Source organism: Defluviitalea raffinosedens, from assembly GCF_016908775.1.
GTDB lineage: Bacteria > Bacillota > Clostridia > Lachnospirales > Defluviitaleaceae > Defluviitalea > Defluviitalea raffinosedens.
In genome coordinates, this window is record NZ_JAFBEP010000028.1 from 16,734 (window position 1) to 34,127 (window position 17,394).

The following is a 17,394-nucleotide window of genomic DNA, read 5'->3' on the forward strand; positions in this document are numbered from 1 at the left end:
TTTATGCGACATTTTGTAAAAGGTGCATAAAATAAATACTATAATTTCTCTTTTGTATCTATGGGTAATCTGCTATAATAGTTAAGAATAATTTTGCTCCATTCATACCCATGATACAGACAGACATAAATGTTTACTGTATCTCAATAAGGAGGCTTACATATGAACTTTTCAAAAGAATCCAATGATAAAAAGAAAAGTGCCATTAATTCTAAGAATAAAAAAGTCAAAAAACGTCTTAGCATTATTATATTTCGCATCATCTTTGTTATCATGATCTTTGGGGCATTCGCTGCTGTTGGAGGAGGACTGGGTGTATTTCTTGGAATTGTTAATACAGCTCCAGACATAAAAGATATTAAACTGTCCCCCAAAGAATATACTTCTATCATTTATGATCTGAACGGAAATGAAATCGATCGTCTGCATGGTGACGAAAACAGGGTTTATGCAGAACTGGACCAAATACCTAAGCATTTGCAGCAAGCATTTATTGCCATAGAAGACGAACGATTCTATTCCCACAACGGAATAGATCTTAAAGGTATTTTAAGAGCAGTAGTCGTAAATATCAAAGAACATTCTTTCAGCGAAGGTGCCAGTACCATTACCCAGCAGCTCATTAAAAACAGAGTGCTCACCACAGAGAAAAAAATCGAAAGAAAACTGCAGGAGCAATATTTGGCTATTCAGCTTGAAAAAATCTATGATAAAGACCAAATACTGGAATGGTATCTCAATGAAATTGGATTAGGCCATGGACTAAACGGTGTACAGGCAGCAGCCAACAGATATTTCAACAAAGATGTATCTGAATTAACCTTAGCAGAAAGTGCGGTTATTGCAGCGATTACACAAAATCCTTCCCGATACAGTCCAATCAACCATCCGGAGAACAATCGTGAAAGACAGAAAATAGTCTTGCTGAAAATGCTTGAACAGAGATATATTACCCAAAGTGAGTATGACGAAGCAATTAATGAAGATGTATATTCAAAAGTTCAAGAAACCAGTCAGCAATATGTAGAAGATTCCAAACACTCATATTATGTTGACCAAATTATCGAAAGTGTTATTAATGATTTACAGATTAAGAAGGGTTATACAGCAACAGAAGCCACCAATATGCTTTACAGCGGTGGATTAAGCATCTATACGCCATTTAACCAGGAAATGCAAAGGATCGTGGATAAATATTATGCAATGGATGAATTCTACCCTCCTAAATCTTACGAATTAAAAGTTGTATATAATGTATCCATAGAAAGACCCGATGGCACTCAAAAGCACCTGGCTGGAGAAGGTATCATAGCCAGTGAAGATGAAATTGAAGATTTTAAAGCACAAAAAATAGAAGACTGGGGAATAACTGAAAGAGATAAAATCATAAAAGAACAGGTCTATACCATCCCTCAGCCTCAATCTGCAATGGTGATCATGGACTATCATAACGGGCATGTATTAGCTATCGCAGGAGGAAGAGGCGAAAAAATCGGTAATCTGATGTTTAATCGTGCAACCCATGCAAAACGTCAACCCGGTTCAGCCTTTAAAGTATTGGCAGCTTACGCTCCTGCCCTTGATACAGGAAAAGTAACTCCAGGCACTGTAATCGATGATGTACCTTTACAAGTAAAGGATGGTTCATCCAAAAAGTATATTAATAACTGGACGGGAAGATATGAAGGTCTCAGCACAGTAAGAGAAGGTATCTATAATTCTATGAACGTTTTAGCTGTTAAAACCTTAATAGACACTGGCATAGATACCAGTTTCGATTACCTTCAGCATTTTGGATTTACAACTCTTATAGATCATGAAGAGCGAAATGGCAGAGTATTTACGGATAAAAACCCTGTACTTGCTCTTGGAGGTATTACCGATGGCGTTACGCCTCTGGAACTTACAGCAGCTTATGCTACCATTGCAAACAACGGGGTATATAATGAACCCGTATTTTATACTAAAATATTAGACCATGACGGAAATCTTCTAATAGACAATACACCACAGCAACGCAGAGTATTAAAAGAAACTACAGCTTTCCTTCTTACCGACATGATGAAAGATGTAATTACCAGAGGAACTGGTACTCTTGCCCGTTTTAAAAACATCAATATGCCTATTGCCGGAAAAACAGGTACTACTTCCGATGATAAAGACCTTGTCTTTGTAGGATATACACCTTATTATGCAGCCGGAATCTGGTTAGGACATGATACTCCGAAAAAAATGCGTTATGATAAGAGCTATCATAATTTGCTCTGGTCTGCAATAATGGAAGAAATCCATAAAGAACTTCCTATAAAGAAATTTGAAGTACCAAGCGGAATCGTACAAGCGAGAATATGTACCGAATCAGGCAAACTGGCTACCTCTACCTGTGAACATGATCCAAGGGGATCTACTGCAAAATATGAGTATTTTGAACAAGGTACCCAGCCTAAAGAATACTGTGATGTTCATAAAGTAGAAAAAGTATGTACTGTATCCGGATTACTTGCCAATGAATACTGTCCGGAAGAAACCGTTAAAGAAAAAGTATTTATTGTAAGACCAGTGCCTTACGTTCCAGCAAGCTCGAACGGTCCATATCCAGCAGATGCTCAATATGAACTTCCTGTTTCTAAAGAAAAGTCATCTTGTAATGTTCACGGACCAAATTCAAGTTCAAATACTGATCCAAATAATTCTGATGGATTTACAATCCCGGAAGCAGATAACAATGGCGTTATAACTCTTCCTGGAAACGGCGGAAACACTGGTAACACCGGAAATTCCGGAAACAGCGGAAACACTGGCTCTCCAACTCCAGGTACACCGCCTGATACAACCACACCGGATTCCAGCATTACTGATACTCCAAGCAGCATGGATGATTTTTATGTTCCGTTGCCTTAAAAAATAACCCTCATTCTCTGCGAATGAGGGTTATTCTTTTGCTTTTGGATTAAAAATAAGTGCTGATAAATAGGCAAACACAATTGCTGCGGTAATTCCAGCAGCAGTTGCCTTTAATCCTCCTGTAAATGCACCTCTTAAACCTACCTTCTCTACCTCTTCGATTGCACCTTTTGCCAGGGCATATCCAAACCCGGGCAAAGGAACTGTTGCGCCTGCTCCAGCGAATTTTACTATAGGTTCATAAAGCCCAATACCATGCAGAGCTGCTCCTAAAGTAACAAACAGTACTAAAATTCTGCCGGACATTAATTTTGTCTTATCTATTAATAATTGTCCTATGACACATATAATTCCACCTACAATAAATGCTTTTATATAATCCATACAACTCCTCCTATGCCCATTTATTATCTATAACAACTGCATGAGCGATACCTGGAATCGATTCACCCTGCTGTGTACTTCCTGGACTCATTAATGCACCAGTTGGAATAAATAAAATGCGATTCCATTTATTATTTTGCATTTCTTTATACAAATATCCTGCGAATGTTACAGCAGAACATCCACAGCCGCTTCCTCCGGCATGAGTATCCTGAGTCACAGGATCAAATATTTCTATTCCACAGTCGGAGAAAACTTTTTCGATATCATAATTACTTCTTCTGACCAATTCAAGAGTTAATTCTTTTCCAATTGAACCCAAATCGCCTGTAATGATCAAATCATAATCCTCTGGGCTTCGACCAGTATCCTGAAAATGAGTGATGATCGTATCTGCGGCTGCCGGAGCCATGGCAGCTCCCATATTATTGGGGTCTTTGATGCCCAAATCCACAATCTTACCTGTTGTAACATGGGTAATATATGGACCAGTACCATTCTTTGCAAGTACTACTGCTCCACTTCCTGTTACAGTCCATGAAGCTGTAAGAGGCCTTTGAGTACCTAATTCCAGCGGAAATCTAAATTGCTTTTCAGAACCACAGAAATGACTGGATGCTTCTGCTACAACATAATCTGCGAAACCTCCATCAATCACCATAGCTCCTAATGACATGGATTCTGACATCGTTGAACAAGCTCCAAAAAGCCCAAAAAACGGAATATTCAAACCTCTGATTCCAAAAGTACTGGCTGTGAGCTGATTGAGTAAATCTCCTGCGAATATATAATTGATATCTTCCGGAGTTAAATGAGCTTTTTCGATTACTCTCTCAATTGTTTTCCTTACAATTTTACTTTCAGCCTTTTCCCAGCTGTCTTCACCCCATAATGGGTCATGAAGTACTACATCAAAATAACTAGCCAAAGGGCCTTTCCCTTCTTTAGGTCCTACTGTTGATGCTGTTGCAATAATACTGGGAGGCGAATCGAATTTAATGGTTTGTTTTCCCATGCGCTTTGACATAATGATTCCACCTTCCTATATAAAATAATGTATAATACCGACAATCACCGATGCAATCACACCATATACAATAACGGGGCCTGCAATGGTAAACATTCTTGCACCCACTCCAAATACATATCCTTCCTTTTTAAATTCAATAGCAGGAGATACCATGGAGTTGGCAAAGCCGGTAATAGGTACAATGGACCCCGCTCCGGCATATTTCCCTATAGAATCATAAATATCCAAGCCTGTTAAAAGAATTCCTAAAAACACCAGAGTGATCGTTGTAAGCATGGATGCCTCATCCTGGTTATATCCAAAACTTTTAATAATATTTGTAATAAGTTCTCCAATAGTGCAAATGAGTCCTCCAACCCAGAATGCTCTGGCACAATCCCGGACTGTATTGGATTTGGGAGAGACTTTCTCTACCAGTTGCTCATATTCTTTTTTCATGTCTTGCATTTGATCCATATATCTTCCTCGCTTTCAGATCATTATTTGTATTGAATAAAACCTGGAATAATCCAATATATCAAAGATCCAACTGCCTTTCCTACAGCAACGCTAATCAAAAAGAAGCCAATTCCTTTTTTAATGATTACTCTTCTGGCTATAATCGGTATAACATCCAGGATTTCAGCTAATGATACAGCCAAGCATCCTACAAAAATACCAAAAGAAAATCCTATGATACTTGATCCAATGTTTCCGATGGGAATTCGTATATCCCAAATCATTGTAAGGCTTCCTAAAATACCGCCTAAAATGATAACATTCTCATATAAAATTACGTATTTATTGGTTTTCGTTTTTTGCATGAGTCTTGGAATAATACCTATAATCGCTATAAAAGCAAATACTCCACCGGCTATAACTACCCCACCGCTAAATCCAACCAAAACAGACAATAATCTACCCCAAAACATTATTTATTTCTCCTTTTCTCTTCGATAATGCTGTCAATAATGCAATCTTCTACACTGTCTTCATACGTATCCATTTCTACTTCAATAGGTGTGGGGTCATCAGTTATTTTCTTAGAAGAAAAATGGTTAAAAAAAACGATAATGCCTACAGCAATACCGATGGAATAAGGTACTTGTATCCAATAAGGTTGATCCGTTTGAATTCCTGTAAACATTTTATACAGTTGCCTCAATACATCGGGAAGCGCTGCGTCTGTATGAAATGTCATTATTGCAATGCCCCCACCGGCAAATAAAATGCAACACACACTAAGTACTTTTAAAAAGGTTAGAATACCATTTTCTTTATTTTCATTGGGAGAATATTCTATAATACTATGTGTTTCTCCGACATTGTCCACATCAATATCTGGATACTCTTTATGGATGGCTTTTATGATGTCTATAATAGAAATTACATAATTTTTCTTCTTGTTTTCCTGTATTTTCAACACCTGAATCTTTTCAAGTGAATTTTCGATTGAAACGGGAGCAGCGATCTCAGCAATATCTTTAATGGTAATATTCCTTTTATTATAGATGGTTGTTTTTTTATACGGCTTTATATAAACTGTCATAGGGCAAGCCTCCATAATCGCTTTGAATGCTCTTTACATATACTCCCTTTGAAGGAACAGGCTGATTTGAAAAGGACATATAGATCCATGCTGCCAGTGCTCCTACCATTAAAACCAGCAAAAGGATTATTATGCCTCCCCAAGTTTTTCTCTTAACCATTTTCTCACCTTCCTTCTATAATTCATTCTTTATTTTTTGATATTTTTTGAAAACATATTCTAGCAAGAGATACCATTAAATTTAATCAAGTTAATCAATTTATCCATAAATTTCAAAATCCTTTTCATCATGTAAAATCAATTCAGGGATAAAATAAATTATATTAATGGATTAAGGAGAAGTAATATGAATGCAAATCCTAAAAATACCCGAGTTGTAATAGGAATGTCCGGAGGTGTGGATTCATCCGTAGCCGCCCTGCTGTTAAAAAAACAGGGGTACGATGTCATCGGCATTTTTATGAAAAACTGGGATGAATCTGATGATTTGGGTTTTTGCACTTCGGCAGAAGATTATGAGGACGTGAGAAGAGTTTGCGACCAAATTCAAATCCCTTATTATACGGTTAATTTTGAAAAAGAATACTGGGACAGAGTATTTTCTTACTTTCTGGATGAATATAAAAAAGGAAGAACCCCCAATCCCGATGTATTGTGCAACAAAGAAATAAAGTTCAAAGCATTTCTTGAACATGCCTTAAAGCTGGGTGCAGATTATATTGCAACAGGACATTATGCAAGAGTTGACTTCTTTGATGGGGAATATCGGCTGCTAAGAGGTGCAGATCCTAATAAAGACCAGACTTATTTTCTAAATCAACTGAATCAATATCAACTTTCAAAAACCATGTTTCCAGTAGGCCATTTAACAAAGCCAGAGTTGAGGGAAATTGCTGAAGATGCCAAGTTAGCCACTGCCAAAAAGAAAGACAGCACGGGAATTTGTTTTATCGGAGAAAGGAACTTCAAAGAGTTTTTAAGCAATTTTTTACCTGCAAAGCCAGGAGATATTTATTCTTTAGACGGTAAGCTAGTGGGAAAACACGACGGATTGATGTATTACACCCTGGGACAAAGAAAAGGCTTAGGGATCGGAGGTTCGGGCAGTGGTGAACCTTGGTTTGTGGTGGATAAAGATTTGGAAAAAAATATTTTATACGTTGTGCAGGGAGAAAGCCATCCCAGTCTTTATTCTTACGGTTTGATTGCTACAGATGTCAATTGGATCAGCCAAAAGGAAATGCCCTCTAAATTTATTTGCACAGCAAAGTTCAGATATCGTCAGCCGGATCAGAATGTGACAGTTGAACGGCTCAACGCTAATACCTGTAAAGTCATCTTTCATAATCCCCAAAAGGCCATTACGCCTGGGCAAGCAGTCGTATTTTATCAGGACATGGTATGCCTGGGAGGCGGAACAATCAATGAAGTCATAAAAGAAAGAAATGCCCTCTAACCGAACATTTCTTTCATCGACTTCAGTATTTTCTTTTCAATCCTTGAAACTTGCACCTGGGAAATGCCTATAACATCTGCAATCTCAGTCTGAGTTTTATCATTGAAATACCTCATGGTGATAATCTGCTTTTCTTTTGGATTTAATTTTTCGATCACTTGTTCCAAGGCAATCTTATCAATCATATTGCTTTCATAATTACTGTCCAAATCCAGTTTGTCTATTAATCTGATGGGATTGCCGTCCCCTTCATAAATTACCGATTGAAGAGACTCAACATCGCTATTAGCTTCCAGTGCCATAACCAGTTCTTCAACTTCTATACCCATTTCATCCGCCAATTCCTGAATCGTAGGTTCTCTCTCATTTTTCTTCGCCAAGGTCTCTTTTAACGCTTTGGCTTTTTGCCCTAATTCTTTAAGGGACCTGCTTACTTTAATCATTCCGTCGTCCCTCATAAATCTCTTGATTTCGCCCAAAATCATAGGAACGGCATAGGTTGAAAATTTAACATCATAATTCAGATCAAATTTATCTATACTTTTAATCAATCCAATGCTTCCTATTTGAAATAAATCCTCTATATCATAGCCTCTATTCTTAAAACGTTTGACAATACTCCATACCAATCCTACATTTTCTTCCACAAGTAAATCTCTGGCAGCTGTATCTCCTGCTTGCGCACTCCTGATTAATTCCAATGTTCTATCCATCTGCCCACCTCTTTTGGCTATTCCAAGCTACGCAGTTTTTTTCTCATTCGAACGATTGTTCCTTTGTCTTTTTCAGATTCTACTTCTACTTCATCCATAAATGTTTCCATCATCGTAAATCCCATACCTGAACGTTCCAACTCCGGCTTGGAAGTGTATAATGGCTCTCTTGCCTGCTCAATATCTTCAATGCCTACCCCCTCGTCCACAACGGTGATTTCAACGACATTGTCAGAAATATCACAGCTTACAGTAATAATACCTTCCTGGTTTTCATATCCGTGAATAACTGCATTGGTAACAGCCTCTGAAACTGCAGTTTTAATATCTGATATTTCTTCCAGTGTAGGATCCAGCTGAGATACAAAAGCTGCTACTGCAACCCGTGCAAAGGCTTCATTTTGTGATTTGCTAACAAATGATACTTTCATTGAATTTTGATATTGCATGATTATTCCCCCTATTGCAGACTTGCTACTGCTTCATCTAAACTTTGGTAATGATTAATGATTTTATACAAACCTGACAGTTGGAAAATTCTATCAATCTGTGGCTGTACGTTAAAAATACCTACTTGACCTCCCCGTTCTTTGACATTCTTATACCTTCCCATTATGACACCTATTCCGGAGCTATCCATAAATTGAATATCAGAAAAATCAAATATAATATTTTTCGCATTCTGCCTTTGATATTCCCTGTCTAATTTTTCTCTTATATCTTCAGAAGTATGGTGATCGATTTCTCCTGAAATCCTTACTATAAGGCTTCCTTTCTTCATTGAATACTTAATATCCATTGCTTTTCCCCTTTCCTTAGTATTTTCATTGCGTAAAAGTAAGCATAATCATAGGACTTATGAATATATTCTCCATAAATTGGATTTTTCCTTTAAAAACAAAAAAATAATACCAAATTTTATTGGTATTATCTAATTATTGTAAATTATTTAGCCTTCTTCTTGAGCTATTTGCTCCATCCGTTCCTTTATACTGATCGATGGCTTGTTGATAGCATTCTTTTGCTTTCTCTATATTATTTTCTGCTTCGTAAATTCTTCCCAGATAATATAAGACATTATCTGAATAATATTGATCCTTAACATAAAGATAAGATTTTTCGAAATTAAGCTTGGCGTTATCATAATCTCCTTTTGAGTAACTGTTTAATCCAGTGTTATAATGATATCTTCCAGCTTCTTTGAACACCTTACCGGCTAATTGATCATAAACAGTCTTATTTTCTTCTGAAATAACATCTAAATCAATGGACATAAGCAAAGAAGCTGCTTCAGCAAAATTACTGCTGTTATATAGTGTCTCTGCCTGGCTTATTTTCTGAGCTTCTTCTATGGCATTCTGCTTTTTCTGAAGTTCATCATTGGTTTCTTGCATTGTTGCAAGCTGTTCTTCTAAACTGCTAATGGTTTCCTGACTTTCTCTGGTGATTTTTGTGATTTCTTCTTCCAGTCTTTGATTTTCAGCATTCAAATCAGCAATTTGCCTGTTAAGGGCATTGGTTTTATCCGGTATGACTAAAATGAATAAAAGCGCAGCTGTACAAATCGCTCCTACAATAAATCCTGCGATCTGCCCCAAAGGAGAAAAATAAGTTTGGTGCGTGCGTTTCGTCTCATGTTTGCCTACCGTTTTGGATCTATCATTGGTCTGCGGTCTTACACTGGATTTCAGTTCTTTTTGATATCTTAATGCTTTTGGATTGCTAATATCAATTTCTAAGACCTTTTCTATGTACGAAAGGGCTTTGGCCTTATCTTTCTCTGCAATATAACATAAAGCCAATAAACAATAAGCTTCTACAAAATTAGGACTTTCCTGAATCGCTTTCTTAAGCTGGATAATGGCCAGATCTTCACTTCTTTGCCTGATATATTCTATAGCTTGGTTGTACATTCTGATGGAGTCGTTATACAAATCCAATTTCCTTGGATTGTTTTGAATTTGATTAATATAATCATTGGCGATATTGTCTTCTTTCTTAAAATGAGTACTGATGATCCATTCCGTCAATGCCTGACCAACTTGCCCCATTTCAAAATAAATCAATCCCAGCAAATTTCTTGCATCTATATTGGTCTTATCAAATTCAATGGCTTTGGTTAATGAATCGATTGCAGCGGTCAATTCTCTGTTATGGGCTTGTTCTAATCCCTTATTGTATAATCTGCTAGAAATATCTTTTATCTTTCTATATAAGGCAATGTCAAATTGGCATATTGGACATCGATTAGCTTGTTTGATTTCATTATTGCACGCTGGACAATTCACATCAATCTACTCCTTACTCTTTGGGCTTAGATTCGATATTTTTTGTAATCTGAGTTAATAAATCCAATATATCTTTTACCTCATTGGATTGAATGGCTTCCTCTATATGATCTATTTCCAAAATAGGTTTAAACTTACGTAATTCTTCTTTAAAATCAAGCATGATTTTCAACTCCTTTTCTTAATCATTTTTTTAATTTCTCCAATCAAATATAATGATCCGGCACAACATAGCACATCTTTCTCATTCGTTAATTTCAGCGCTAATTCGTAAGCCTGTGCTATATCAGCATTCTGATATATATACGAAGAATACTTCACAGCGGTTTTCTCTAATTCATCTATCGGAAGTTTTCTGGAACTGTTCGGTTCAGTCAGTACAACCTTTGAAGCATAAGGCAGCAATTGCTTTAACATAAGCTCATATGGTTTATCCTTAAGTACGCCAATAAGCAAAGTAATATTTTGATCATGGAAGTACTGTTCAAAAGCTTTAGCCAAAGCCAAGGCGCCTTCCTCATTATGGGCACCGTCGAGAAGAATCAGGGGATTTTTCCCTACGATCTCCAGACGTCCCGGCCAGTAACATTCCTCCAACCCGATTCTAACATTTTCTTCAGAAATTTCAATACCCTTGTTCCTTAATACTTCCACAGCCAAAAGCACTAAAGCTGTATTATATATTTGGTGCTCGCCAATCAGCGACACTTTCAGATCTTTATAAGAATAAAAATCAGTGTTGATCGAAAAAGTTATCCCCTCTATGCTATGTCTTACATTCTGGATATGCATATCAGAAACATAATATAATTGAGAATTCAAACTTTCGCAAACACTTTTAATAATATTATACACCTTATTATTTGGAAAAAACAATACAGTACTGCAATTTTTCTTAATAATTCCCGCTTTTTCGAATGCAATCGACTCAATACTATCTCCTAAGACATCCATATGATCCATACTGATAGAGGTTATAACCGATAACAGCGGATTTTCTATCACATTCGTGGCATCGTATCTTCCTCCCAGACCTACTTCTAATACTACAAAATCCACCGATTGCTCATCAAAATACAGCAAGGCCATAGCCGTCAGAAATTCAAATACTGTGGGATGTTCTTCATTGTTTTCCACACATTTCTGGCATGCTTTTATGATTTTCTCTCCTGCTGTAGCAAACTCCTCATCAGATATATCTTTATTATTGATTTTTATTCTTTCGTTATAGTTTTCCAAATGAGGGGATGTGTACATACCTACATCATACCCAGATTTTTCTAAAATATAACTGATCATCGTGGATACGGAACCTTTTCCATTGGTTCCGGCAACATGTATAACCTTAAGATTCTTTTCTGGATTTCCCAGTCTTCTTAATAGGTTTTGAACTCTGACAAGCCCCGGTCTTGAGCCAAAACGTTCTATAGAATTAATATAACTGATCACATCATTATATTCCAAAGTAGTACCTCCTCATAAATGCGCTTTCGCTTTTTTAAAAAATTAAGACCCCCCTAAAGGAGTCTTAGCAAATTATTTCTTAGACAGAGCTTTAAGTCTTTCTTCAACCTGTTCAAGCATTGTCTTATATTTAACTTGTTTTTCTTTTTCCTCTTCTATAACATTTTGAGGCGCTTTTTCCACAAACCCTTTATTGCTTAATTTCTTTTCTACTCTTTCAACTTCTTTGATCAGCTTTTCCTTTTCTTTTTGGAGACGTTCAATTTCTTTTGAAATATCTACCAATTCAGCGAAAGGAATATAAATAGTCGCTCCAGGAATGATCGTTGATACTGCATCTTCATCAACACCTGTCTTGTCTTTCTGTACCAATACTTCATTGCCATAAGCCAAAGATGCAAAGAATACCTTTCCTCTTTCAAAGATATCCAGAACTTTATCGTCTTCAGAAACAACGATGAGCTTTGCTTTCTTGGAAGGCGGAACATTCATTTCTGCTCTTAAGTTTCTAATATTTCTGATTGCCTGTTTCATTAATTCTATTTCATCTTCTTCAACGGAGAATTTCCATTCTTCTTTAAATTCAGGCCATGCAGAAAGCATGATGGTTTCTTCCTCGTTTTGGATATTTGTAAAGATTTCTTCAGTGATGAATGGCATATATGGATGAAGCAGCTTAAGTGCATTAATGAGTACTGTTTTTAAGGTCCAAAGGGCAGCTTTTCTGGTATTATCCTCTTTATTATACAGACGAGGTTTAACCATCTCAATATACCAGTCACAGAATTCTTCCCAGAAGAAATCATATAATTTAGAAACAGCAATTCCCAACTCATATTTATCCATGTTTTCTGTTACTTCTTTCGCTAAAGTATTTACTTTAGACAGAATCCATTTGTCTGCTGCAGTCAGGTCTTCAACTTTTACTTGAACTTCATCTTCACCTTCTAAATTCATTAATATGAACCTTGTTGCATTCCAGATTTTATTTCCGAAGTTTCTGCTTGCTTCAACCCTTTCATAGTAGAAACGCATATCATTTCCAGGAGCATTTCCAGTTACCAGGGTTAAACGAAGGGCATCCGCGCCGTATTTTTCTATAATTTCCAGAGGATCTACACCATTACCCAGGGATTTGCTCATCTTTCTTCCCTGAGAGTCTCTCACAAGTCCGTGGATCAGGACATCCTTAAATGGCACGTCTCCCATTTGCTCTAATCCTGAAAATACCATCCTTACAACCCAGAAGAAAATGATGTCATATCCAGTAACCAAAACATCTGTTGGATAAAAGTAATCCAATTCTTCAGTCTTGTCGGGCCATCCAAGAGTTGAGAAAGGCCAAAGTGCAGAGCTGAACCATGTATCCAGTGTATCTTCATCTTGTTTAAAAGAAGTACATCCGCATTTTGAACAAGCCTTAGGGGTTTCTTTCGCAACTTCTATATGTCCGCATTGATCACAGTAATATGCAGGAATTCTATGGCCCCACCATAACTGTCTTGAAATACACCAGTCTCTGATGTTTTCCAGCCAGTGAAGATATACTTTACCAAAACGTTCCGGAACAAATCTTAGTTTTCCATTTTTCAACACTTCGATTGCAGGTTTTGCCAGTTCCTCCATTTTCACAAACCACTGCATTTTAATCATAGGTTCAATAACTGTATTGCAACGATCATGAAGTCCTACATTATGCACATGATCTTCAATCTTAACCAGATATCCTTGTTCTTCTAAGTCTTTAACAATCAGCTTGCGGGCTTCATAACGGTCCAATCCTGCATATTTCCCAGCAGCTTCATTTAAAGTACCGTCATCATTCATAATATTAATTTGAGGAAGATTGTGTCTTAAACCTACTTCAAAGTCATTGGGATCATGGGCAGGTGTAATCTTTACAACCCCTGTTCCAAACTCTCTGTCTACATATTCATCGGCAACCACTGGAATTTCTCTGTTTACAAGAGGAAGAATTACAGTTTTTCCAATGAAGTCTTTGTATCTTTCATCTTCAGGATGGACCGCAACAGCGGTATCTCCCAACATGGTTTCAGGACGAGTAGTCGCAATCTGTATATAACCACTGCCATCTTTCATCGGATATCGAATATGCCAGAAATGTCCACCCTTTTCCACATGTTCTACTTCCGCATCAGAAATGGTGGTTTGGCATACTGGACACCAGTTAATAATTTTAACTCCTCTATAAATCCATCCCTTTTCATACAGGCGAACAAATACTTCCAGTACAGCTTTGGATAAACCTTCATCCATGGTAAAACGTTCTCTGTCCCAGTCACAGGAGCTTCCTAATTTCTGAAGCTGCTTTATGATGGTTCCCCCATATTGTTCCTTCCATGCCCATGCTCTTTTTAAGAATCCTTGTCTGCCCAGATCTTGTTTGGTTAAGCCTTCTTCGGCCATTTTTTGAACGATCTTTACCTCTGTTGCAATACTGGCATGGTCTGTTCCAGGCATCCAAAGGGTATTATATCCCTGCATTCTTTTCCAGCGAATCAGGATATCCTGAAGAGTATTATCCAGCGCATGTCCCATATGCAATTGTCCTGTAATATTTGGCGGTGGAATAACGATTGTAAATGGTTTTCTTGAACGGTCTACTTCTGCGTGAAAATATTTTTTCTCCAGCCATTTTTGATACAAACGATCTTCAACCTTTGAAGGATCATATACCTTTTCCATATTATAAACCTCCTAAAATATGAATTTGATTCAAAAAGTACAACAAGAAAAAGCTTCCTATACGAAACTCTCGCGCCGAGCGCGGTCGGCAAAACCAACAAAATACAGTATGCGCGAGTGTGCAATAAAAAAATCTCCTTCATCCTGTAAAGGACGAAAGAGATTCCGTGGTACCACCTTTGTTTCTTTGGCATTTTAGGATGCTCAAAGACACTTTGCGACCATAACGGGGTCAGCCGTTCGCATCTACTAAGGTTCAATGCGAAAACTCCGAAGCTACCTTCCACTGTACATTTCTCGAAAAACCTTTCAGCCAAGGGTTTTCCTCTCTGGGAGCTGTATCAGTGTACTCCTCTTCATCACAGTTTATTTCATTGTATGATTTATCAATCGGTTTGTTTCATTGTATAAAAATGTTGTTTTCTTGTCAAGGACTATTAAGCTTTTGCTTCCATATCTTCTAGATAGTTTTGGATGATTTTTTCTATGATTTTGTCCTCCGTTTGATCCCTTTCTTTCAGTTCATTCAGTTGATTCCATATGTCTTCCTGATAGGTATCCAAAAAATCCAGTTTGGATTCTAAGGCTTCTCTTTCTTGCTCAAGTTCTGCCAAAATCTTTCTGCGCTCTTCTACTGTACTCCACTGTTTAATATCATCAAAATACCTTACGTATATACCTCGATTCTCCAAAATACTGAGGACTTCATCCTCGATTTTCGACATCGTTGAATTGATGCTTCTGTATCTTTTCTCATGATGCTTGTTCTTTTTGTAAAGATCCCAGTTCCGTTCCAATTGCTCTAAGCTGTCCACATTAAACTTTTTATATTCATATTCTAAAAAATTGGTATAGTAGACATAGCGAATTTTCGCTTTATTAAGCAGTTTTACAGCTCTTGCCTGCATTCGCCCGTTTTTGACAAGTTCATATTCTACCTGTCTTCTAAAGATATATATCCATGTTCCCATTCCTATTGCCACGATTGCCGTAATAACTGCCGGGATCAAGATTCTGGTTTCTTTTGCAATAAGAACAGCAAAAATAAGCGCAACAATTCCAAGGGCAATCACTGTTCCTATGGACAATCTGTAAATAAGCACCTGGGCATTCTCAAGCTGCTCCCTGTTATAAATAAGGGCCTCTTTTTCTCCTTCTAAATAATCCACATCTCTTTTTACCCTTATTTGCTTTTCTTCTGCTTCTTTGATCTCATTTAATATTTTAGGAATTTCGTCTTCATATTTTTGAATAACACTCAGAATTCTATTTTTGCTAATGAGTCTTCCTTTAAGCGATTCTTTTTCATCTTCTATTGCCTTATAGTCAAAGAGTAACTTACGGATTTTTTTCATATCCTCAGCCGTAAGAAGCTTAAACTGTTCTAATTCCTTTTCTTGCTTCATCACTTCCTGAAGCTCTTTTAACAAATTAATTTTCTGATCGGCAATATCCATCAGCTCCGCACAGAGGCTGTTGGCTTTTTCAGCATCATCAGAGAACTCATCTTCTCTGTTGAACAAATCATATAACTCATTGGTTTCATCTTGCTTTTTGAAACGGGAAAATAAACCCAAAGTAATCGACTTTAAAAATCCTGCGAATCTATTATTCTGCTTTTTGGATGATTCTTTCATATTACCCCTCATTACTGTCATCTTTATTGATACCATTATATCATAACTACAATATATGAGCATAACAAAAAAACTCTATTCTATTCAGCAAAAGCATATAATAAAAAGGAATAATATGGAATATGCTTTGAGAATTGTCTTGATCCCTAAGTAATTCTTAATTCATTGCTAAGAAAACAGTGTATAGTATAAAACTTTTGGAGTGATGTTATGAGCCTTCAAAACTCGTATAATAACAATCAAAATATTGATTTCAGCAAACTTGCCCAGTTGAGCAATATAAAAAACGTGTCTAATTTTGAAAAACTCTTTACTTTACTTGCCACCACAGCATTTCAAAAATTAATAACTGCTAAAGCCATTAACGAAGAGCTCCTTCTGGCAGCAGAAGCAGCTCTTCTAAAAGCTCAGATTCCATTTGACGTCAGTTATTCGATCGGTTCCCAAAGATTGGCCCCTTCCGCCCAGTTGGTCGTATACATTACACCAATATGGAATATGACCTTTGTGTTCGAATTCGGGCCAGGAGACTCAACATATGGCGGGAAGTAATTTTGGAGATGAATATAAAGGCTATGATTCAAAAATATTAATATTTCATTCTTTACAACATATTTTGCATAAAATAAGTGGAGGTTTGCTCCACTTATTTTTGTCCAATTATTTAATATCCCAATTCTACAGTAGTCCGATTAAAACCCATAAAGTTTTCATGAGCATCTACTGTGCCATATCCGTTTCAATTCTACAGTAGTCCGATTAAAACAGACCCAATGCTTGTTGCAAAATCAATAAAAGGTATATTTCAATTCTACAGTAGTCCGATTAAAACAACCGGATGGCTCAAGAGAACCTAATCCGGAAAAACATTTCAATTCTACAGTAGTCCGATTAAAACAAGAGAACACCCGGCCTTAAAAGCATATAACACAAATTTCAATTCTACAGTAGTCCGATTAAAACAATGTTTGATCCTTCTATTATGTTTCCGTAGAAATAATTTCAATTCTACAGTAGTCCGATTAAAACTGTCTCTAAATCGCCATGCATTTCCGGTATCATCCAATTTCAATTCTACAGTAGTCCGATTAAAACAGCAGTAAAATCAACATTTTACTCTATTGATTAAAAAATTTTTATATTTATTTTACCAATTATCCCTCTCAAATGCAATAAAAAGTAGTCGACCGTCAGTGTCAACTTGTTCTCGGTTTTTAAAAAGCAGGTTAACCCTCTTTTTGGGATAACTCATATAATATAGCCACTATTCTTTATACTTCTCAG

The 17,394-nt window shown here is 36.8% G+C and carries 17 protein-coding genes, 1 CRISPR repeat array and 1 other annotated feature; of the genes, 3 read left to right on the forward strand and 14 right to left on the reverse strand.

What is annotated here, in order from left to right; all coding sequences use genetic code 11:
- Positions 1-162 precede the first annotated feature (162 nt).
- Positions 163-2,901 (forward strand): transglycosylase domain-containing protein, encoded by a 2,739-nt coding sequence (locus JOD07_RS14170; RefSeq protein WP_204614417.1) that lies wholly within the window; start codon positions 163-165, stop codon positions 2,899-2,901.
- Between the two features lie 30 nt (positions 2,902-2,931).
- On the opposite strand, the gene spoVAE is transcribed toward JOD07_RS14170, so the two are convergent.
- The 6 genes from spoVAE to JOD07_RS14200 are packed head-to-tail and all read right to left on the reverse strand — an operon-like array spanning position 2,932 to position 6,006.
- On the reverse strand, positions 2,932-3,288 hold the full coding sequence (gene spoVAE, locus JOD07_RS14175) for a stage V sporulation protein AE (RefSeq protein ID WP_158740677.1): 357 nt from the start codon (positions 3,286-3,288) through the stop codon (positions 2,932-2,934).
- Between the two features lie 10 nt (positions 3,289-3,298).
- A complete protein-coding gene (gene spoVAD / locus JOD07_RS14180; protein WP_207756987.1) occupies positions 3,299-4,315 on the reverse strand; it encodes a stage V sporulation protein AD in 1,017 nt (338 codons plus the stop codon).
- Positions 4,316-4,330: 15 nt separating this feature from the next.
- Entirely contained in the window at positions 4,331-4,774 is a 444-nt protein-coding gene (spoVAC, locus tag JOD07_RS14185) for a stage V sporulation protein AC (RefSeq protein WP_243429343.1), read from the reverse strand.
- A gap of 23 nt (positions 4,775-4,797) precedes the next feature.
- Entirely contained in the window at positions 4,798-5,229 is a 432-nt protein-coding gene (locus tag JOD07_RS14190; protein ID WP_158740679.1) for a stage V sporulation protein AB, read from the reverse strand.
- Positions 5,229-5,846 (reverse strand): stage V sporulation protein AA, encoded by a 618-nt coding sequence (locus JOD07_RS14195; RefSeq protein ID WP_158740681.1) that lies wholly within the window; start codon positions 5,844-5,846, stop codon positions 5,229-5,231. The genes JOD07_RS14190 and JOD07_RS14195 overlap by 1 nt, the downstream gene beginning before the upstream one ends.
- Positions 5,821-6,006 (reverse strand): hypothetical protein, encoded by a 186-nt coding sequence (locus tag JOD07_RS14200; RefSeq protein ID WP_158740682.1) that lies wholly within the window; start codon positions 6,004-6,006, stop codon positions 5,821-5,823. The genes JOD07_RS14195 and JOD07_RS14200 overlap by 26 nt, the downstream gene beginning before the upstream one ends.
- Before the next feature lie 186 nt (positions 6,007-6,192).
- Here JOD07_RS14200 and mnmA point away from each other — a divergent pair, with 186 nt between their 5' ends.
- The gene (gene mnmA / locus JOD07_RS14205) at positions 6,193-7,302 is read left to right on the forward strand and encodes a tRNA 2-thiouridine(34) synthase MnmA (protein ID WP_158740683.1); all 1,110 of its coding nucleotides are present in this window, start codon (positions 6,193-6,195) and stop codon (positions 7,300-7,302) included.
- Here mnmA and sigF read toward each other — a convergent pair.
- From sigF to JOD07_RS14245, 8 genes are all read right to left on the reverse strand, one after another.
- Positions 7,299-8,015: an RNA polymerase sporulation sigma factor SigF gene (sigF, locus tag JOD07_RS14210; RefSeq protein WP_158740685.1), complete on the reverse strand. Its 717-nt coding sequence runs from the start codon at positions 8,013-8,015 to the stop codon at positions 7,299-7,301. The two genes, mnmA and sigF, sit on opposite strands and share 4 nt — an antisense overlap.
- A 17-nt stretch (positions 8,016-8,032) precedes the next feature.
- Positions 8,033-8,464, reverse strand: coding sequence for an anti-sigma F factor (gene spoIIAB / locus JOD07_RS14215; RefSeq protein WP_158740687.1), 432 nt, complete (start codon positions 8,462-8,464; stop codon positions 8,033-8,035).
- Between the two features lie 11 nt (positions 8,465-8,475).
- Entirely contained in the window at positions 8,476-8,814 is a 339-nt protein-coding gene (gene spoIIAA / locus JOD07_RS14220; protein ID WP_158740689.1) for an anti-sigma F factor antagonist, read from the reverse strand.
- A 136-nt stretch (positions 8,815-8,950) separates the two neighbouring features.
- Entirely contained in the window at positions 8,951-10,303 is a 1,353-nt protein-coding gene (locus JOD07_RS14225; RefSeq protein ID WP_204614422.1) for a tetratricopeptide repeat protein, read from the reverse strand.
- A 13-nt stretch (positions 10,304-10,316) separates the two neighbouring features.
- Positions 10,317-10,466, reverse strand: a complete 150-nt coding sequence (locus JOD07_RS14230; RefSeq protein ID WP_180322458.1) for a hypothetical protein — start codon at positions 10,464-10,466, stop codon at positions 10,317-10,319.
- A 5-nt stretch (positions 10,467-10,471) separates the two neighbouring features.
- Positions 10,472-11,767, reverse strand: coding sequence for a bifunctional folylpolyglutamate synthase/dihydrofolate synthase (locus JOD07_RS14235; protein WP_204614423.1), 1,296 nt, complete (start codon positions 11,765-11,767; stop codon positions 10,472-10,474).
- Positions 11,768-11,839: 72 nt separating this feature from the next.
- On the reverse strand, positions 11,840-14,473 hold the full coding sequence (locus JOD07_RS14240; protein ID WP_204614425.1) for a valine--tRNA ligase: 2,634 nt from the start codon (positions 14,471-14,473) through the stop codon (positions 11,840-11,842).
- Positions 14,474-14,619: 146 nt separating this feature from the next.
- Positions 14,620-14,845 (reverse strand) — a binding site (T-box leader).
- A 65-nt stretch (positions 14,846-14,910) separates the two neighbouring features.
- Positions 14,911-16,110 (reverse strand): AAA family ATPase, encoded by a 1,200-nt coding sequence (locus JOD07_RS14245; protein ID WP_204614426.1) that lies wholly within the window; start codon positions 16,108-16,110, stop codon positions 14,911-14,913.
- 210 nt (positions 16,111-16,320) lie between these two features.
- On the opposite strand from JOD07_RS14245, the gene JOD07_RS15270 reads away from it, so the two are divergent.
- Positions 16,321-16,662 (forward strand): hypothetical protein, encoded by a 342-nt coding sequence (locus tag JOD07_RS15270; RefSeq protein WP_207756990.1) that lies wholly within the window; start codon positions 16,321-16,323, stop codon positions 16,660-16,662.
- Positions 16,663-16,778: 116 nt separating this feature from the next.
- Positions 16,779-17,205: direct repeats of the CRISPR family, unit length 31 nt; unit sequence AATTTCAATTCTACAGTAGTCCGATTAAAAC.
- The last annotated feature ends 189 nt before the right edge of the window (positions 17,206-17,394 follow it).